The organism is Streptomyces auratus (assembly GCF_050433025.1).
Taxonomy (GTDB): Bacteria; Actinomycetota; Actinomycetes; order Streptomycetales; family Streptomycetaceae; genus Streptomyces; species Streptomyces sioyaensis.
In genome coordinates this window covers 2,530,037-2,548,079 of sequence record NZ_JBNGCB010000003.1, presented here as the reverse complement: position 1 = coordinate 2,548,079, position 18,043 = coordinate 2,530,037, and the positions used below count along the sequence as shown (strand labels likewise).

Below are 18,043 nucleotides of genomic sequence, written 5' to 3'. Positions count from 1 at the left end.
CTTCGCCCAGGCGGACCTCAGCCGCCTAGCGCGGAAGCCCCCCCACCGCCACCCGGCCCCGCACCCCGCTCCGCGCCGGGGGCCCGGCCCGCTCCGCGGCCTGCACGCCCGTACGGCCCGTGGTCCTGCTCGTCGCCCGACGTGCCCGCCGCCTCGGCACCGTCCGCCTCGGCACCGTTCCGCGCCGCCGCGTCCTCATGCACCCCCAGCCGCGCGAGGGACGCCGCGGCGGCGGCCGCCAGCCGCGGATGGGCGACGGCGGCGGTGAGGGCGGGGACGGCGCGCCGGTCGCCCAGCGCGCCCAGGCCCTCGACACAGGCGAGCGCCACCCGCCAGTAGGGGTTGTGCGGGGTCAGCAGCCGCTCCAGGGTCGCGATCAGCGCCGGGACGGACTGCGGCGCCCGGAGTTCGGCGAGCAGCCGGACCGGGTGCAGGGCGTAGGCGGTGCGCAGCGGGTTGGTGGCCAGCGCGGCCGCGGCGCGGGCGGTACGGGGGTCGCCGAGCCGGGCCAGGGCGTAGGCGGCGGTGGCGCAGCGCACCGGGTCGCGGTAGTTCAGTAACAGCACGAGCGTCTCGAAGGCCCGCTTGTCGCCGGCGCAGCCCAGGATGAAGGCGGCGATCTCCCTGGCCCACAGCGGACGCTCCACGGCGACCAGCATCCGGGCCAGTTCCTCGCGTCCGGCCGGGCTGTTCTTGCGGGCCAGCCCCAGCAACCGTTCGTAGGCGATCAGATCCTGTGGGGAGCGGAGTTCGGCCCGCACCCGGTCCGTCAACTCGTGGAATTCGTCTTCCATTTGCCGCTCCCCTCCCACCGGTCCGCCCCGGTTCTCGCGGCGTGACCTGCACCACAGACTAATGACCCGCGCCACCCCTGGCGCTCTGGTTACTCACCGGTTAACCTGCTGGAACGAGCAGCACCCCTGCTCGGGCGGCCTGGTGACGCAGCCGCCACAGAGTGAAGTCGGTTCGGCACAGCACGACAACAGCACGGAGCGCACGGCACGGCCCCGGGACAGGGCCCGCCGCAGCTCCCCCACCGCCGGCGCTGCCCGCAGCGCCGTGGCTCCTCGCGGCACACCGCCGCCTGCTTGCCGCGGCGTATGGCCAGGTACCGCGGCCGCGCGGCCACCCCTCAGTCGTCACTTCTCCCCTGCGCTCAGGGGAACACCCTCAGGAGTCTCGCGATGGGCCCTCAGTCCACCCCTGATCTCTCAACTCCCCCCCTGTCCCTTTCCACCGTCGCCGTCGTCGGCCTGGGCACCATGGGCATCGGTATCGCCGAGGTCCTGACCCGCGCCGGCCGCGAGGTCATCGGTATCGACACCGACGAAGCCGCCGCCCGGCAGGCCGTCGCCACTCTCGAAGCCGCCACGGCCCGTGCGGTCGCCCGCGAGCGGATCACGGAGCGGGAGCGGCAGGACGTCCTAGCCCGGTTCCGCACCTTCACCGATCTGCAGGCGGCCGCGGACGCCGATCTCGTCATCGAGGTCGTGCCCGAGGACTACGAGCTCAAGCGGCAGGTCTTCGCCGGGCTGGACGCCGTGGTGCGGGCCGACACCATCCTCGCCACCGGCACCAACGCGCTCTCGGTGACCCGGCTGGCCGCCGACTCGCAGCGCCCCGAGCGGGTGCTCGGTGTGCACTTCTTCAACCCCGCACCGGCCATGAAGCTGGTCGAGGTGGTCTCCTCGGTCCTCACCGCGCCGACCGCGGTCGCGGCCGTCACCGAGCTCGCCCGTGACCTGGGCAAGGACCCGATCGCGGTGGGTGACCGCCCCGGCTTCGTCGCCGACGGCCTGCTGTTCGGCTATCTGAACCAGGCCGCCGCGATGTACGAGGCCCGGTACGCCACCCGCGAGGACATCGACGCCGCGATGCGGCTCGGCTGCGGCCTGCCCATGGGTCCGCTCGCCCTGCTCGACCTGATCGGCGTGGACACCGCCCGGACGGTCCTGGAGGCGATGTACGCCGAGTCGAAGGACCGGCTGCACGCCCCGGCGCCGATCCTCGGCCAGCTGGCCGAGGCGGGGCTGACCGGCCGCAAGGCGGGCCGCGGCTTCTACACGTACGACGCCCCGGGCAGCGGCACCGCCGTGCCGGACGCGGAGAGCCCGGCGGCCGCCGATGAGCTCGCCGCCGGGCGTACGGTCAGCAGCGTCGGCGTGGCCGGTTCCGGGACGATGGCCAGCGGTATCGCCGAGGTCTTCGCCAAGGCGGGCTTCAAGGTCGTGCTGGCCGCCCGCAGCCTGGAGAAGGCGGAGAAGGCGAAGGCCAGGATCGCCAAGTCGCTGGGCCGCTCCGTGGACAAGGGCCGGCTCACCGCCGAGGCCCGGGACACCACCCTGGCGTCGATCACCCCGGCCGGGGCGCTCGACGCGTTCGCGGACGTCGATCTGGCGGTCGAGGCGGTGGCCGAGGACCTGGCGGTCAAGCAGGAGCTGTTCCGCACGCTGGACAAGGTCTGCAAGCCGGGCGCCATCCTGGCGACCACCACCTCCTCACTGCCGGTCGTGGCCTGCGCCCGCGCCACCTCGCGCCCCGAGGACGTCATCGGGATGCACTTCTTCAACCCGGCGCCCGCCATGAAGCTGGTCGAGGTGGTCCGTACGGTCCTGACGGCCGACGAGGTCCACGCCACCGTGCGGGCGGTCTGCGCCAAGGTCCGCAAGCACCCGGTGGACTGCGGCGACCGGGCCGGATTCATCGTGAACGCGCTGCTGTTCCCGTACCTGAACAACGCGATCAAGATGGTCGAGGAGCACTACGCGTCGCTGGACGACATCGACGCCGCCATGAAGCTCGGCGGCGGCTACCCGATGGGCCCGTTCGAACTCCTCGACGTGGTCGGCCTGGACGTGTCCCTGGCCATCGAGAAGGTGCTGCACGCCGAGTTCCGCGACCCCGGGCTGGCCCCGGCGCCGCTGCTGGAGCACCTCGTCGCGGCCGGCTGCCTCGGCCGCAAGACCGGCCGCGGCTTCCGTGAGTACGCCCGGCGCTGACGCCTGGCGGCACCCCGGCGAGGCCGGGGGAGGGTGGGGTGGACTGCTGGAACCGGACGGCGGTCCACCCCCGCTCACCGGGGCGAAGGCACCACCTCATGCCGCAGGCCGCGTAAATATGCAGTACCGTCCCCACATGTCCCAGCCCGCTCGCCCGCAGTCGTCCGACACGTCCGACACCGTCACTCCCGGCACCCGCCGGGCGGCGGCGCAACGGCTCAAAATGCGCCGTGAATTGTCGGCCGCGGCGATGGAGCTGTTTGCGACCAAGGGCTACGAAGCGACGACGGTCGACGAGATCGCGGCCGCCGCGGGCGTCGCCCGGCGCACCTTCTTCCGCCACTTCCGCTCCAAGGAAGAGGCGATCTTCCCCGACCACGACGACACCCTCGTCCGCGCGGAGGCCGTCCTGGACGCCGCTCCGCCGCACGAGAACCCCCTCGACACGGTCTGCCGCGGCATCAAGGAGGTCATGCGGATGTACGCGGCCTCCCCGGCCGTGTCGGTGGCCCGCTACCGCCTGACCCGCGAGGTCCCCACCCTGCGGGAGGCGGAGATCGCCTCGGTGGCCCGCTACGAGCGGCTGTTCACCCGCTATCTGCTGGGCCACTTCGACGAGGGCGCACACCGCGAGGGCGACGACGACCCGCTGCTCGCCGAGGTCGCCGCGTCCGCCGTGGTCACCGCGCACAACCACGTACTGCGGCGCTGGCTGCGGGCCGACGCCCAGGGCGATGTCGAGGCCCAGCTCGACCATGCCTTCGAGATCGTCCGGGAGACCTTCGGTGCCGGTATCGGCGCGGGCCGCACCGGCGGGGAGCAGCCCCCGGCCTCCGTCTCGCGGGAGGGCGAGGTGCTGGTGGCGGTGGCGCGTACGGACGCCCCGCTGGACGAGGTCATGCGCACCATCCGCAAGGCGCTCACCGAGCGGAAGTAACGGTCCTCCGACCGGATCGGACGGACATCGCGGCCCGGCGCCCTTGACCCGGCCGGGCCGCGACACGGATGGCCCAACCCCGACCCCGCACACGCTGTGCGTTGCGGGCATTTCTTTGCGTCACCATCAGGCCCCTCATCGGCCTTCTTTTGCTCATGCGTGCCGTCCGGATGACATCTGAGAGAAATTCTTGGCACTCAGTGTCTTGTCGACTGGCACGCGGTGTCATACCTTGAAGTCGTCCGGGCGGCCGGCGCGCAGAGAACCAACGCGCGCCGGCTGTCCCACCAGCCCTACGTGGCTGCCCGCCCGGACGCCTGCGTCACAGGCACCCCCAGCAGCAGCTGGGCACCGCGCTCACCACAGCGCTGCCAGGCACCGCGGCCGACGGCTCTGCAACCCCAGCAGAGGCGGCGGACACGGCGCCGCCCCCGGCCGAACCGACGGCACCACCTCCGCACCACCCCCGACGTTCCCCCCAAAGCCGTTCCCTCAACGGTTCCCCACGCTCTCCGCTTCGGTCGAGCAGGGGAGGCCCCAACCGCCGGAGGCACCCCGTGAACGAAATCCTGGACGCAATCCTCGCGCCCGACACCACCAGCGCCGACTTCGCCGGCCTGACCATCCCCGAGTCCTACCGCGCGGTGACCGTGCACAAGGACGAGGCCGAGATGTTCGCCGGCCTGCCCACCAAGGAGAAGGACCCGCGCAAGTCGCTGCACGTCGAGGACGTGCCGGTGCCCGAACTGGGGCCCGGTGAGGCGCTGGTGGCCGTGATGGCCTCCTCCGTGAACTACAACTCCGTGTGGACCTCGATCTTCGAGCCGATGTCGACGTTCGGGTTCCTGGAGCGCTACGGCAAGCTCTCCCCGCTCACCAAGCGGCACGACCTGCCGTACCACGTCATCGGCTCCGACCTGGCCGGCGTCGTCCTGCGCACCGGCCCCGGCGTCAACGCCTGGGGCCCCGGCGACGAGGTCGTCGCGCACTGCCTGTCCGTGGAGCTGGAGTCCTCCGACGGCCACAACGACACCATGCTCGACCCCGAGCAGCGCATCTGGGGCTTCGAGACCAACTTCGGCGGCCTGGCCGAGATCGCGCTGGTCAAGTCCAACCAGCTGATGCCCAAGCCGAAGCACCTGAGCTGGGAGGAGGCGGCGGCGCCCGGTCTGGTCAACTCGACCGCCTACCGCCAGCTGGTCTCGCAGAACGGCGCGGCGATGAAGCAGGGCGACAACGTCCTGATCTGGGGCGCCAGCGGCGGACTCGGCTCGTACGCCACCCAGTTCGCGCTGGCCGGCGGCGCCAACCCGATCTGTGTCGTCTCCAGTGAGCAGAAGGCGGAGATCTGCCGGAAGATGGGCGCCGAGGCGATCATCGACCGCAGCGCCGAGGGCTACAAGTTCTGGAAGGACGAGCGGACCCAGGACCCGAAGGAGTGGAAGCGCTTCGGCAAGCGTATCCGCGAGTTCACCGGCGGCGAGGACATCGACATCGTCTTCGAACACCCCGGCCGCGAGACCTTCGGCGCGTCCGTCTTCGTCACCCGCAAGGGCGGCACCATCACCACCTGCGCCTCGACCTCGGGCTACATGCACGAGTACGACAACCGCTACCTGTGGATGTCGCTGAAGCGGATCGTCGGCTCGCACTTCGCCAACTACCGCGAGGCGTGGGAGGCCAACCGCCTGATCGCCAAGGGCAAGATCCACCCGACCCTGTCGAAGACGTACACCCTCGAAGAGACCGGGCAGGCGGCGTACGACGTGCACCGCAACCTCCACCAGGGCAAGGTCGGCGTGCTGGCACTGGCCCCCGAGGAGGGCATGGGCGTGCGGGACGAGGAAATGCGCGCCAAGCACCTCGACGCCATCAACCGGTTCCGGAACGTCTGAGCCGGCTCGGACAGTCGGAACCACGAGGATACGGGCCTGATATGACTGAGCGTCAGAAGGATCGTCCGTGGCTGATGCGGACCTACGCCGGCCACTCCACCGCCGAGGCGTCCAACGAGCTGTACCGGCGCAACCTCGCCAAGGGCCAGACCGGCCTGTCGGTCGCGTTCGACCTCCCGACGCAGACCGGATACGACCCCGACCACATCCTCGCCCGCGGCGAGGTCGGCCGGGTCGGGGTCCCGGTGTCCCACCTCGGTGACATGCGACGGCTGTTCCAGGACATCCCCCTGGACCAGATGAACACCTCGATGACCATCAACGCGACGGCCATGTGGCTGCTGGCGCTGTACGAGGTGGTCGCCGAGGAGCAGGGCGCCGACATCTCCAAGCTGTCGGGGACGACGCAGAACGACATCGTCAAGGAGTACCTCTCGCGCGGGACGCACGTCTTCCCGCCGGGGCCTTCGCTGCGGCTGACCACCGACATGATCACGTACACGGTGGCGCACCTCCCCAAGTGGAACCCGATCAACATCTGCAGCTACCACCTGCAGGAGGCGGGCGCCACGCCGGTCCAGGAGATCGCCTACGCGATGTCCACCGCCATCGCGGTGCTGGACGCGGTGCGCGACTCCGGGCAGGTGCCGCCGGAGAAGTTCGGCGATGTCGTGGCCCGCATCTCGTTCTTCGTGAACGCCGGTGTCCGGTTCGTCGAGGAGATGTGCAAGATGCGCGCCTTCGGCCGCATCTGGGACAAGATCACCCGTGAGCGCTACGGCATAGAGAACGACAAGCAGCGCCGGTTCCGCTACGGCGTCCAGGTCAACTCGCTCGGTCTGACCGAGGCGCAGCCGGAGAACAACGTCCAGCGGATCGTCCTGGAGATGCTGGCCGTCACGCTCTCCAAGGACGCTCGCGCCCGGGCCGTGCAGCTCCCCGCCTGGAACGAGGCGCTGGGGCTGCCGCGGCCCTGGGACCAGCAGTGGTCGCTGCGTATCCAGCAGGTCCTGGCGCACGAGAGCGATCTGCTGGAGTACGAGGACATCTTCGCCGGCTCGCACGTCATCGAGGCCAAGGTGGACGCCCTGGTCACCGACTGCCTCGCCGAGATCGAGCGGATCCAGGAGATGGGCGGCGCGATGGCCGCCGTGGAGTCCGGCTACCTCAAGTCGCAGCTGGTCTCCGCGCACGCCGAGCGGCGGGCCCGGATCGAGGCCGGCGAGGAGAAGATCGTCGGCGTCAACTGCTTCGAGGGCACCGAGCCCAATCCGCTCACCGCCGATCTCGACACGGCCATCATGACCGTCGACCCGGCCAACGAGGCACGGGTCGTCCAGGCGCTGCACGACTGGCGGGACAACCGCGACGAGACGCGCGCCCAGGAGTCGCTGTCGGTCCTGAAGAAGACCGCGGCCGGTGACGGCAACCTCTTCGCCGCCACCCTGGAGTGCGCCCGCGCCGGGGTGACGACCGGCGAGTGGGCCTGGGCGCTGCGGGACGTCTTCGGCGAGTTCCGGGCCCCCACGGGCGTCTCCAGCGCCCCGCTGGCGGTCGCCGCCGAGGAGGGCAGCCCGCTCGCCGCGGTCCGCGAGAAGGTCGCCAAGACCGCCGCCGAACTCGGCAGCGGCAAGCTGCGGCTTTTGGTCGGCAAGCCCGGCCTGGACGGGCACAGCAACGGCGCCGAGCAGATCGCCGTACGGGCCCGGGACGCCGGCTTCGAGGTGATCTACCAGGGCATCCGCCTCACGCCCGAGCAGATCGTCTCGGCCGCGGTCGCCGAGGACGTGCACTGCGTCGGGCTGTCGATCCTGTCCGGCTCGCACGCCGAGCTGGTGCCGGACGTGCTGGCGCGGCTACGGCGCACCGGCGTGGGCACCACTCCCGGGCCTGACGGCCCTCCCATACCGGTCATCGTCGGCGGCATCATTCCCTCCGCCGACGCAACCGCACTGCGGGAGGCCGGAGTGGCGGCGGTCTTCACCCCCAAGGACTTCGGTATTACGGAGATCATCGGCCGTATCGTCGACGAGATCCGGATAGCGAACCGGCTCGACCCTCTGGAGGTCCCCGCATGACCCAGGCGAACCGCCCGCCCGGCGGCCGACCGCGCCGCTCCTGTCTCGCGGTCCCGGGCAGCAACCCGCGCTTTCTGGAGAAGGCCCAGGGGCTCCCGGCCGACCAGGTCTTCCTGGACCTGGAGGACGCCTGTGCGCCGCTCGCCAAGGAAGGCGCCCGGCACCACATCGTCGAGGCGCTGAACCAGGGCGACTGGACCGGCAAGACGCGGGTCGTGCGGGTCAACGACTGGACCACGCACTGGACGTACCGGGACGTCATCACGGTCGTCGAGGGTGCGGGGGCGAATCTCGACTGCATCATGCTGCCGAAGGTCCAGGACGCCCAGCAGATCGTGGCGCTGGACCTGCTGCTGACGCAGATCGAGAAGACCATGGGCTTCGAGGTCGGCAGGATCGGCATCGAGGCCCAGATCGAGAACGCCAAGGGCCTGGTGAACGTCGACGAGATCGCCGGGGCCTCGCCCCGGATGGAGACCGTCGTCTTCGGCCCGGCCGACTTCATGGCGTCGATCAACATGAAGTCCCTGGTGGTCGGCGAGCAGCCGCCCGGCTATGGGGCGGATGCCTATCACTACATCCTGATGCGCATTCTGATGGCGGCCCGTACCTACGATCTACAGGCGATCGACGGCCCCTACCTTCAGATCAAGAACGTTGACGGTTATCGCGAGGTCGCCGGCCGGGCCGCCGCCCTCGGCTTCGACGGCAAGTGGGTGCTGCACCCCGGTCAGATCGAGGCCGCCAACGAGGTGTTCTCCCCGTCGCAGGAGGACTACGACCACGCCGAGCTGATCCTGGACGCCTACGAGTGGCACACCTCGGAGGCGGGCGGAGCCAAGGGTTCCGCGATGCTCGGCGACGAGATGATCGACGAGGCGAGCCGGAAGATGGCGCTGGTCGTCGCCGGCAAGGGCCGGGCCGCCGGCATGATCCGCACGTCCAAGTTCGAGGCCCCGGAGGCATAAGCACCATGCAGTTCGGCCGTACCTATGAAGAGTTCACCGTCGGCGATGTGTACAAGCACTGGCCCGGAAAAACCGTCACCGAATACGACGACCACCTCTTCTGTCTGCTCACCATGAACCACCACCCGCTGCACATGGACAGCAACTATGCGGAGCAGACCACCGACTTCAAAAAGAACGTCGTCGTCGGCAATTACATCTACTCCCTGCTGCTGGGCATGTCGGTGCCCGATGTCTCCGGAAAGGCCATCGCCAATCTGGAGATCGAGTCGCTGAAGCATGTGGCGCCCACCTTCCACGGCGACACGATCTACGGCGAGACGACGGTGCTCGACAAGACGCCGTCGAAGTCCAAGTCCGACCGCGGCATCGTGTACGTCGAGACCAAGGGCTACAAGCAGGACGGCACCCTGATCTGCGTCTTCCGGCGCAAGGTCATGGTCCCCACCGCCACCTACATCAAGGAGCGCGGCGGCGAACAGCCCGGCCGCCCGGAGCTTGAGGCCCCGACGGCCAAGAAGGAGAAGTAGCCATGACCCGTCTCGCGCAGACCGAGGGCCTGACCGACATCCAGCGGGAAATCCTCTCCACCGTCCGCGACTTCGTGGACAAGGAGATCCTGCCGGTCGCCACGGAGCTGGAACACCGCGACGAGTACCCGACGCAGATCGTCGAGGGCCTGAAGGAACTCGGCGTGTTCGGCCTGATGATTCCCGAGGAGTACGGCGGGCTGGGTGAATCCCTGCTCACCTACGCGCTGACCGTCGAGGAGATCGCCCGCGGCTGGATGAGCGTCTCGGGCATCATCAACACCCACTTCATCGTGGCGTACATGCTCAAGCAGCACGGTACGCAGGAGCAGAAGGACTACTTCCTGCCGAAGATGGCGGCCGGCGAGATCCGGGGCGCCTTCTCGATGTCGGAGCCGGCGCTGGGGTCCGACGTTTCGGCTATTTCCTCCAAGGGCGTGCGGGACGGCGACGAATACGTTCTGAACGGCCAGAAGATGTGGCTCACCAACGGCGGTTCCTCGACGCTGGTCGCGGTGCTGTGCCGGACGGACGAGGGCCACCCGGAGGGCACCGCCCCGCACAAGTCGATGACGACCTTCCTCGTGGAGAAGGAGGCCGGCTTCGGTGAGGTGCGGCCGGGTCTCACCATTCCGGGCAAGATCGACAAGATGGGCTACAAGGGCGTCGACACCACCGAACTGATCATGGACGGGCTGCGGATCCCGGCCGATCGGGTGCTCGGCGGCGAGAGCGGACGTGGCTTCTATCACATGATGGACGGGGTCGAGGTCGGCCGGGTCAATGTGGCCGCGCGTGGATGCGGTGTCGCCCAGCGCGCGTTCGAGCTGGGCGTTTCGTACGCACAGCAGCGACACACCTTCGGCAAGCCGATCGCCCAGCACCAGGCCATTCAGTTCAAACTGGCAGAAATGGCGACAAAGGTCGAAGCGGCCCATGCAATGATGGTGAACGCCGCTCGCAAAAAGGACTCGGGACAGCGAAACGACCTTGAGGCGGGCATGGCGAAGTACCTGGCCTCCGAGTACTGCAAGGAGGTGGTGGAAGACGCGTTCCGTATCCACGGCGGCTACGGGTTCTCGAAGGAGTACGAGATCGAGCGCCTCTACCGCGAGGCACCGATGCTCCTGATCGGTGAAGGTACCGCCGAAATCCAGAAAATGATCATTGGTCGCCGGCTACTCGAGGAGTACCGGATCCAGGGGTGAACGCCCCGTTTGGAGTGCTTTGGCCTAGACGAAGATCACACCCCGTCATGGTTCTTCGGCCACGGATTGGCTCTGGCTCTTGGCCAGTTGCCGCTCGCAACCGATAGCATCCACGGAAAGCCGCCGTCCCCCGTATCCCTACGCGGCATCCTCCGCTACGAAGGTCATCCATGCCCCACAGCCAATCCTCTGCACAACGCGGTCGTGTCCGCCTCGCGCGCGGAGCGTCGCCGTGGCTCCTGCCGACCGTTGCCACGGCAGCGGTCAGCCTCGCCCGGTCCCGCCGGTCGGGTCGCTGGGCCGCCGTTGCCGTGCCCACCACCGCACTGGCGGCGGGCATGCTGTGGTTTTTCCGCGACCCCGAGCGGGAGATCGCTCAGGGCCGGGTCATCTCCCCGGCCGACGGCGTGGTGCAGAGCATCATGCCGTGGAAGGACGGGCGCACCCGGGTCGCGATCTTCATGAGCCCGCTGAACGTCCACGTCAACCGCGCGCCGCTGGCCGGCACGGTGACGTCCGTGGAGCACATCCCCGGCGGGTTCGTCCCGGCGTTCAACAAGGAGAGCGAGAACAACGAGCGGGTCGTGTGGCACTTCGACACCGAGCTCGGCGACATCGAGATGGTGCAGATCGCCGGCGCGGTGGCGCGCCGTATCGTCCCCTACGTGCCCGAGGGCACCAAGGTCGAACAGGGTGAGCGGATCGGCCTGATCCGCTTCGGCTCGCGCGTGGACGTCTACCTCCCGGAAGGCGTCGAGGCTGCGGTCGAGGTCGGCCAGGCCACCACCGCGGGGGTGACTCGCCTTGACCGTGATTGATCCCGAGACTCAGGCGGGCTGGGCGCCCGAGACCGACGAGGACGACGACATGCCGCTGTCCACGCGGCTGTCAATAGCGGACACCCTCACCCTCGGCAACGCGATCTGCGGCTTCATGGCCGTGTACTTCACGACCACCGGGGTTCTCATCCCGCATCTGACGGGCACCGAGGACGGCGGGATGGCCCGGCACAGCGCGGCGATGGCCGTGATCCTGATGCTGTTCGCCTCGGTCTTCGACCTCTTCGACGGACTGGTGGCGCGCAAGCTGCGGGCCTCGGCGATGGGGGCCGAGCTCGACAACCTCTCCGACCTGATCAGCTTCGGGCTGGCGCCCGCGTACTTCGTCGTGACCTGGGGCATGGTCGCCCAGGACGCGCACCAGCGGGTGTCGGTGGTCGCCGCGGTCGTGGTGCTGCTGGCGGTGGTGCTCCGGCTTGCCCGGTTCTCCTGCGTGACGCTGCGTGACGGCATCTTCCAGGGCATGCCGAGCCCGTTCGGCGCCCTGACCGTCGTCGCCATCGTGCTGCTGGAGCTGCCGTTCCTGCCGACGCTGCTGGCGATCATCGGGGTGGCCTGGCTGATGGTGAGCCGGGTCGAGTACCCCAAGCCGCGGGGCCGGCTCGCGGTGGCGATGCTCAGCTGGATCGTCCTCAGCATGGGCATGCTCGCGGCCTGGGCGCTGGACGCCCCGGGCGGTCAGCTGCTGCTGCAGACCGGCTGCGCCCTGCAGGTGGTCATGGGCGCGATGATCCCGCTGTTCGCGACGGCCCGGAGGGTGAACACCTTCCGCGACAACCGCCGCGAGTCGCGCGCCGAATCGCGCGCCGCGCAGCTCCCGTAAGGGAGCACTCCGCACACCCACAGAGCCCCGGGCGAATCGTTCGCCCGGGGCTCTCGGCGTGTGCGGCGGCGGCCTCAGACCAGGAAGTCGCGCGCCAGGCGCTCGGCCGCCCGCTCCAGCAGCGGCCCCGCCTCCGCCATACAGCGGGCCGGATCGGGCTCCAGATCCGTCAGGGCGTAGGCGCGCCGGATACCGGCCGCCCGCAGGGCCTGAGGCATCAGCTGGAGCCGGCCGCAGACCGCGGCCACCTCCAGACCGGCCGCACGGGCCGCCGCGGCGACCCCGGCCGGCGCCTTGCCGTGCAGCGTCTGGGCGTCGAGCGAGCCCTCGCCCGTGATGACGAAGGTGGCCCGGGCCAGTGCCGGGGCGAAGCCCAGGACGTCGAGCATCACCTCGATGCCCGGCCGGAACACCGCGTCCAGCGCGACCAGCGCGCCGTAGCCGATGCCGCCCGCGGCGCCCGCGCCGGGTGCCAGGGCCACGTCCGCGGCCCGCGGACCGACCGCCTGCGCCAGCACCTCGGCGTAGTGCGCCAGTGCGGCGTCCAGCGTGGCCACGTCCGCCTCGCTCGCGCCCTTCTGCGGGCCGTAGACCGCCGGGGCGCCCTTCGGGCCGGTGAGCGGGTTGTCGACGTCGCTGGCGAGCACGATCCGGGTCGTGGCCAGCCGGGGGTCCAGGCCGGACAGATCTGCGGTGGCCAGTGCGCGTAGCGGGCCGCCGCCGGGGGCGATCGGCTCGCCGTCCGCGTCCAGGAGGCGCGCGCCCAGCGCCGCGAGCATCCCGGCGCCGCCATCGGTCGTGGCGCTGCCGCCGACGCCGAAGACGATCGACGTCGCGCCCGCGTCGAGCGCCGCGCGCAGCAGCTCACCGGTGCCGTACGTGCTTGCCGTCAGGGGCGCGAAGACACCGTCGGGGAGGTGCTGCAGCCCGGAGGCCTCCGCCATCTCCACCACGGCCGTGCCGTCGCCCCGCAGCGCGAAGGTGGCCGTCACGGGGGTGCCGGTCGGGCCGGTGACCCGGGCCTCGTGCCGGGTGAAGCCGGCCGCGAGCGCGGCCGCGACCGTGCCGTCGCCGCCGTCCGCGACCGGGACGGCGGCCACCTCCAGACCGGGGAGCACGCGCCGCAGACCGGCCGTGACGTGCTCGGCGACCTCGACGGCCGTGAGCGAGCCCTTGAACTTGTCCGCGGCGATCAGCACATGTGCTGAGGGTGTCCTTGCTGCGTCCGCCACCGTGTTTCCCCTTGCTTCCGTACTGGCAGTCGCGCCGCTGTGACCCTATCCGGAGCGCCGCCCGTCGAACAGGGCACTCCGGAGGGCGGTGCCGCCGGGCGCCCGCGGCGCGCCCTCGAAGAACCGCCGGTCAGGCCGTAGGCTCACGCCGTGACGACCATGGACTACGCCTCCTACATCGCCGGCCTGCCCCGCGTCCTCGCGGGCGCGGGCGTCATCTTCCGCGACGCGGAGGGCCGCCTCCTGCTGGTGGAGCCCAACTACCGCGACACCTGGATCCTGCCGGGCGGCACCGTCGAGTCGGACCGGGGCGAATCGCCGCGCCAGGCCGCCCGCCGCGAGACCGCCGAGGAGATCGGTCTGGACATCGAGCCGGGCGCGCTGCTCGCCGTCGACTGGGTACGCGGCACGAACCGGCCGCCACTGGTGTCGTACCTCTACGACGGCGGCGTGCTGGACGCCGGCCGGTTCGCGGCGATCCGGCTCCAGGAGGAGGAGTTGCTGTCCTGGCGCCTGGTGCACTGGGACGAGGCCCAGACGCTGGTGAGCCGGGAGATGGCGCTGCGCCTCGGCGCCGCGCTGAAGGCCCTGGCGGACGGCCGCGGCCCGGCGGAACTGGAGGACGGGGTGCCGCCGGCCGGGGCCGCCGGAGCGCCGAAAATGAGGTGAGCGCCGGCATTGGGCGCCCGTAGCCTGCCGCCATGGAAGACATCGCCGCCCGCCTCGTACAGGTACCGGGAGTCGTCGGGGTGATGCTCGGGGGGAGCCGGGCCCGCGGGACCCACCGGGCGGACTCCGACTGGGATCTGGGCGTCTATTACCGCGGCGAGCCGGATCTGACCGCCCTGGAGGCGCTGGCCGCGGAGCTGACCGGCGGCCCCGTCGAGGTGTACGCACCCGGTGCCTGGGGCCCGTGGGTCAACGGCGGCGCCTGGCTGGTGCTGCCCGACGGCCGCCGTGTGGACTGGATCCTGCGGGATGCCGACCGGGTGCGGCGGGTGTGGGAGGAGTGCCGCGCGGGCCGCTTCGAGATCGGCGTCCAGGCCGGTCATCCGCTCGGCTTCTGGTCCCCCGCCTATCCGGGTGAGGCCGCGCTGGGCCGGGTGCTCGCCGACACCGACGGGGAACTGGCCGGTCTGCGGCAGGAGACCCGGCAGTACCCGGAGGCCCTGCGCACGGCGCTGACCGGCGCCGCTGTCTGGGATGCGGGGTTCTCGGCGGCGATGGCGGCCAAGTCGTCCCCGTCCCGGGACGTGCTGCATGCGGCGCTGTGCCTCTCCCGGGCCGTCGGCCACCTCGTCCAGGCGCTGCACGCCCACCACCGCGTCTGGTGTCTCAACGAGAAGGGCGCCCTCGCGGCGGCCGCGGCGCTGCCGCAGACGCCGCCCGGCTTCGGCGCCCGCGCCACCGCGCTGCTCGCCCGACTCGGCGGCACGGAGGAGGAGTTGGCGCGCTCGGTGCGGGAAGCGGAGCGGCTGGTGGACGAGGTGGGGGCGGTGGTGGGAGCCGCGGGGTCGGTCGAGGCTCCGGTCGAGGGGCCGTCCGAAGACCCGGTTGAGGGTTTGGCCGAGGGGTCGGCCGCGGGGCCGTCCGTCGGATCGGACAAGTAGGCCGTACTCGGCACGGCGCCTGCCGGCTCCCCGGCAGGCCCCCACGGGCCCCTCCCCCGGCGAGCACCCCTCAGCCGCACGCCCCGGCCGGAAACAGGGCCTCATCCGTCCGCTCGAAGGCAAGCAGCCGGCGCTTGCGGTCGAGGCCGCCGCCGTAGCCGGTGAGGCTGCCGTCGGCGCCGACGACGCGATGGCAGGGGACGATGATGCCGACCGGGTTGCGCCCGTTGGCCAGGCCGACCGCGCGGGCCGCGGTGGGGACACCGAGCGCCTCGGCGAGTTGCCCGTACGAGCGGGTCTCGCCGTACGGGATGGTGCACAGCGCCACCCAGACGCGGCGCTGGAAGGGTGTGCCGCGCAGGGTGATCGGCAGGTCGAAGGTGGTCAACTCGCCGCGGAAATAGGCCCGGAGCTGGGCGATGGCCGCGGCGAACGGCGGTGCGCCGGGGTCCGCCGGGTCGCCGAAGCTCTCCTGGGGCGGGCGGTGGCGCTGGTCGGTCATGTAGAGGCCGGTGAGGGCGGTCCCGGCGGCGACCAGGGTGAGCGGTCCCACCGGGGTGCCGTCCAGGACGGTGTGGGTGACGGGGGCGCCGGGCTCGGCGGTGTGCACGGTCATGGCGGTGGACTCAGTTCGTCGGACGGTGAGGGGTTCGGTGCGTCGGGAACGCGGTGGGCCCGGTTCCTCGGACGGTGGCGGGCTCAGTTCGTCGTGAGGCGATGGGCCCAGTTGATCGGACGGTGGTGGGCTCAGTTCGTCGGGAGGTGGTTGATGGGGTGGTCGTCGGTCGCCCAGAGGTACTGGACGGCGTAGGCGCGCCAGGGGCGCCAGAGCGCGGCGTGCCGGACGAGGGCGGCGGGGGTGGCCGGCAGGCCGAGGCCGGCGGCCGCGCGGCGCAGTCCGAGGTCGGTCGGGGTGAAGGCGTCCGGGTCGCCGAGCCCGCGCATGGCGATGCATTCGACGGTCCAGGGGCCGATGCCCGGCAGCGTCGCGAGCCGGGCGCGGGCCTCGTCGCGGTCGCTGCCGACGTCCAGTTGCAGCGCGCCGGAGCCGAGGGCGGCGATGACGCCGGTGAGGGTGGCCCGGCGGGTGCGGGGCATCGCCAGCGACTCGGGGTCCAGCCCGGCGAGCGCGGCGGGGGACGGGAAGAGGTGGCTGAGGCCGCCGCCCGGGTCCTCGACCCGCTCGCCGTGCGCCCGGACCAGCCGCCCGGCGTGGGTGCGGGCCGCCGCGGTGGAGACCTGCTGGCCGAGGACGGCGCGGAGGGCGAACTCGTCGGCGTCGACGGTCCGCGGGACCCGGCGGCCGGGGGCCTTGTCGACGAGCGGCGCCAGCCGCGGGTCCTCGCGGAGCAGCCCGTCGACGGCCTCCGGGTCCGCGTCGAGGTCCAGCATCCGGCGGCAGCGGGCGATGGCGCCGGCCAGATCCCGCAGATCGGTGAGGGACAGCCGGCAGTCGATGTGGTCGGGGCGGGGCGTGAGGGCGACGATGCCGTGCCCGTAGGGGAGGCGCAGGGTCCGGCGGTAGGCGCCGTCCCGCCACTCCTCGACGCCGGGGACCGCGGTGGCGGCGAGGTGCCCGAAGAGGTTGTCGGGGTTCAGCGACTGCCGGAAGGGCAGCCGCAGCGCCAGCGTGCCGGGCGCCGCCGTACGGGGGCCGGGCCGCGCGCGCTGCCGGAGCTCCGTCGGGGACAGCGCGAAGACCTCCCGCACCGTCTCGTTGAAGGTGCGGATGCTGGCGAATCCGGCAGCGAAGGCGACCTCGGCCATCGGCAGTGCGGTGGTCTCCACCAGCAGCCGGGCGGTCTGGGCGCGCTGGGCGCGGGCCAGGGCCAGCGGTCCGGCCCCCAGCTCGGCGAGCAGCTGCCGCTCGATCTGCCGGGTGCTGTAGCCGAGCCGGGCCGCGAGTCCGGGGACCCCCTCCCGGTCGACGATGCCGTCGGCGATCAGCCGCATGGCGCGGGCGACCAGGTCGGCCCGCTCGTCCCACTGCGGGGACCCCGGGCTGGCGTCCGGCCGGCACCGCTTGCAGGCCCGGAATCCGGCCTGCTGGGCGGCGGCCGCGCTCGGGTAGAAGCGCATGTTCTCCGGCTTGGGCGGCACCACCGGACAGCTGGGCCGGCAGTAGATACGGGTGGTGAGCACCGCCGTGTAGAACCAGCCGTCGAAGCGGGCGTCCTTGGACTGCACGGCGCGCACGCAGCGCTCGGTGTCGGTGTGCATGCCCTCAAGGATTCCCCAGCCGGCGCGCTCCGGCTGGCGAGAATCCGACATCGACGTCGGACCACCTGGGGCGGCGTGGGTCGAGCTCCTAGGGGGTCCCGGCCTTGCGCGGAGAGGGTCCTCAGCCGCCGGTCGCGGCCAGGGCCGCCTCGTACGCCTCCCGCGCGATGTCGTCGAACACGACGAAGCGGATCTCGTCGAAGGCATCGGGGACCGCGTCGACCGCGGCGCGGACGGTGGCGACGGCGGTGCGGGCGCCGTCGGCGAGCGGCCAGCCGTAGATGCCGGTGGAGATGGCCGGGAAGGCGACCGTCCGCGCGCCCAGGTCGCCGGCGACCTGCAGGGATTCGCGATAGCAGGAGGCGAGCAGGTCGCTGCGGTCCTCGCTCTTGGCGTACACCGGCCCGACGGTGTGGACGACCCAACGCGCGGGCAGCCGGCCGGCGGTGGTGGCGACGGCCTGGCCGGTGGGCAGCCCGCCGCCGTAGTGGCCGTCGCGCAGGGCGCGGCACTCGGCGAGGATCTCGGGGCCGCCGCGCCGGTGGATCGCACCGTCCACTCCCCCGCCGCCGAGCAGCGAGGAGTTGGCGGCATTGACCACGGCGTCCACGGCCTGCTCGGTGATGTCGCCCTGGACGAGGGTGAGAGAGGTGCGGGAGGTGCTCATGGTGTCCGACCCTACGGCGTGGCCACGGTCGGCGGGC

Annotated in this window: 16 protein-coding genes; 11 read left to right on the top strand and 5 right to left on the bottom strand. The window is 71.6% G+C overall.

What is annotated here, in order from left to right; genetic code table 11:
* Positions 1-17: 17 nt before the first annotated feature.
* Positions 18-794: a HEAT repeat domain-containing protein gene (locus BKA18_RS30860; RefSeq protein WP_366044730.1), complete on the bottom strand. Its 777-nt coding sequence runs from the start codon at positions 792-794 to the stop codon at positions 18-20.
* Positions 795-1,184: 390 nt separating this feature from the next.
* Between BKA18_RS30860 and BKA18_RS30855 the strand changes: the two genes are divergently transcribed.
* From BKA18_RS30855 to pssA, 9 genes are all read left to right on the top strand, one after another.
* On the top strand, positions 1,185-2,999 hold the full coding sequence (locus BKA18_RS30855; RefSeq protein WP_366044731.1) for a 3-hydroxyacyl-CoA dehydrogenase family protein: 1,815 nt from the start codon (positions 1,185-1,187) through the stop codon (positions 2,997-2,999).
* A gap of 136 nt (positions 3,000-3,135) precedes the next feature.
* Positions 3,136-3,936 carry a TetR family transcriptional regulator gene (locus tag BKA18_RS30850; RefSeq protein ID WP_096215322.1) on the top strand — a complete coding sequence of 267 codons (801 nt, stop codon included), beginning with the start codon at positions 3,136-3,138 and terminating at the stop codon, positions 3,934-3,936.
* Positions 3,937-4,493: 557 nt separating this feature from the next.
* Positions 4,494-5,831, top strand: coding sequence for a crotonyl-CoA carboxylase/reductase (ccrA, locus tag BKA18_RS30845; RefSeq protein WP_366044732.1), 1,338 nt, complete (start codon positions 4,494-4,496; stop codon positions 5,829-5,831).
* A gap of 41 nt (positions 5,832-5,872) precedes the next feature.
* Positions 5,873-7,909, top strand: a complete 2,037-nt coding sequence (locus BKA18_RS30840) for a protein meaA (RefSeq protein WP_366044733.1) — start codon at positions 5,873-5,875, stop codon at positions 7,907-7,909.
* Complete coding sequence (locus BKA18_RS30835) at positions 7,906-8,877, top strand: HpcH/HpaI aldolase/citrate lyase family protein (RefSeq protein ID WP_366044734.1); 972 nt, start codon at positions 7,906-7,908, stop codon at positions 8,875-8,877. The genes BKA18_RS30840 and BKA18_RS30835 overlap by 4 nt, the downstream gene beginning before the upstream one ends.
* Before the next feature lie 5 nt (positions 8,878-8,882).
* Positions 8,883-9,407, top strand: a complete 525-nt coding sequence (locus tag BKA18_RS30830; protein ID WP_366044735.1) for a MaoC family dehydratase — start codon at positions 8,883-8,885, stop codon at positions 9,405-9,407.
* Between the two features lie 2 nt (positions 9,408-9,409).
* Positions 9,410-10,615: an acyl-CoA dehydrogenase family protein gene (locus BKA18_RS30825; RefSeq protein WP_006602154.1), complete on the top strand. Its 1,206-nt coding sequence runs from the start codon at positions 9,410-9,412 to the stop codon at positions 10,613-10,615.
* A gap of 170 nt (positions 10,616-10,785) precedes the next feature.
* The gene (locus BKA18_RS30820) at positions 10,786-11,433 is read left to right on the top strand and encodes a phosphatidylserine decarboxylase (RefSeq protein ID WP_129250757.1); all 648 of its coding nucleotides are present in this window, start codon (positions 10,786-10,788) and stop codon (positions 11,431-11,433) included.
* Entirely contained in the window at positions 11,420-12,277 is an 858-nt protein-coding gene (gene pssA, locus BKA18_RS30815; protein ID WP_173909726.1) for a CDP-diacylglycerol--serine O-phosphatidyltransferase, read from the top strand. The genes BKA18_RS30820 and pssA overlap by 14 nt, the downstream gene beginning before the upstream one ends.
* 74 nt (positions 12,278-12,351) lie before the next feature.
* Here the strand turns inward: pssA and BKA18_RS30810 are convergent, their stop codons facing one another.
* The gene (locus BKA18_RS30810; RefSeq protein WP_366044736.1) at positions 12,352-13,476 is read right to left on the bottom strand and encodes a glycerate kinase; all 1,125 of its coding nucleotides are present in this window, start codon (positions 13,474-13,476) and stop codon (positions 12,352-12,354) included.
* A gap of 192 nt (positions 13,477-13,668) precedes the next feature.
* On the opposite strand from BKA18_RS30810, the gene BKA18_RS30805 reads away from it, so the two are divergent.
* Together BKA18_RS30805 and BKA18_RS30800 are read left to right on the top strand one after the other, a co-directional pair.
* Complete coding sequence (locus BKA18_RS30805) at positions 13,669-14,178, top strand: NUDIX domain-containing protein (RefSeq protein ID WP_366044866.1); 510 nt, start codon at positions 13,669-13,671, stop codon at positions 14,176-14,178.
* Between the two features lie 32 nt (positions 14,179-14,210).
* A complete protein-coding gene (locus BKA18_RS30800) occupies positions 14,211-15,119 on the top strand; it encodes a DUF4037 domain-containing protein (protein WP_366044737.1) in 909 nt (302 codons plus the stop codon).
* Positions 15,120-15,189: 70 nt separating this feature from the next.
* Here the strand turns inward: BKA18_RS30800 and BKA18_RS30795 are convergent, their stop codons facing one another.
* The 3 genes from BKA18_RS30795 to BKA18_RS30785 all read right to left on the bottom strand — a co-directional run bounded on the left by BKA18_RS30795 (position 15,190) and on the right by BKA18_RS30785 (position 18,006).
* Positions 15,190-15,735: a methylated-DNA--[protein]-cysteine S-methyltransferase gene (locus BKA18_RS30795; RefSeq protein WP_366044738.1), complete on the bottom strand. Its 546-nt coding sequence runs from the start codon at positions 15,733-15,735 to the stop codon at positions 15,190-15,192.
* A gap of 131 nt (positions 15,736-15,866) precedes the next feature.
* Entirely contained in the window at positions 15,867-17,339 is a 1,473-nt protein-coding gene (locus BKA18_RS30790) for an AlkA N-terminal domain-containing protein (RefSeq protein WP_366044867.1), read from the bottom strand.
* A 121-nt stretch (positions 17,340-17,460) separates the two neighbouring features.
* Positions 17,461-18,006: an O-acetyl-ADP-ribose deacetylase gene (locus tag BKA18_RS30785; protein ID WP_366044739.1), complete on the bottom strand. Its 546-nt coding sequence runs from the start codon at positions 18,004-18,006 to the stop codon at positions 17,461-17,463.
* Positions 18,007-18,043 lie beyond the last annotated feature (37 nt).

Coding starts and splice junctions, on each gene's coding strand:
- BKA18_RS30860 (WP_366044730.1), bottom strand. CDS start 794: ATGGAAGACGAATTCCACGAGTTGACGGACCGGGTGCGGGCCGAACTC.
- BKA18_RS30855 (WP_366044731.1), top strand. CDS start 1,185: ATGGGCCCTCAGTCCACCCCTGATCTCTCAACTCCCCCCCTGTCCCTT.
- BKA18_RS30850 (WP_096215322.1), top strand. CDS start 3,136: ATGTCCCAGCCCGCTCGCCCGCAGTCGTCCGACACGTCCGACACCGTC.
- BKA18_RS30840 (WP_366044733.1), top strand. CDS start 5,873: ATGACTGAGCGTCAGAAGGATCGTCCGTGGCTGATGCGGACCTACGCC.
- BKA18_RS30835 (WP_366044734.1), top strand. CDS start 7,906: ATGACCCAGGCGAACCGCCCGCCCGGCGGCCGACCGCGCCGCTCCTGT.
- BKA18_RS30830 (WP_366044735.1), top strand. CDS start 8,883: ATGCAGTTCGGCCGTACCTATGAAGAGTTCACCGTCGGCGATGTGTAC.
- BKA18_RS30825 (WP_006602154.1), top strand. CDS start 9,410: ATGACCCGTCTCGCGCAGACCGAGGGCCTGACCGACATCCAGCGGGAA.
- BKA18_RS30820 (WP_129250757.1), top strand. CDS start 10,786: ATGCCCCACAGCCAATCCTCTGCACAACGCGGTCGTGTCCGCCTCGCG.
- BKA18_RS30805 (WP_366044866.1), top strand. CDS start 13,669: ATGGACTACGCCTCCTACATCGCCGGCCTGCCCCGCGTCCTCGCGGGC.
- BKA18_RS30800 (WP_366044737.1), top strand. CDS start 14,211: ATGGAAGACATCGCCGCCCGCCTCGTACAGGTACCGGGAGTCGTCGGG.
- BKA18_RS30795 (WP_366044738.1), bottom strand. CDS start 15,735: ATGACCGTGCACACCGCCGAGCCCGGCGCCCCCGTCACCCACACCGTC.
- BKA18_RS30790 (WP_366044867.1), bottom strand. CDS start 17,339: ATGCACACCGACACCGAGCGCTGCGTGCGCGCCGTGCAGTCCAAGGAC.
- BKA18_RS30785 (WP_366044739.1), bottom strand. CDS start 18,006: ATGAGCACCTCCCGCACCTCTCTCACCCTCGTCCAGGGCGACATCACC.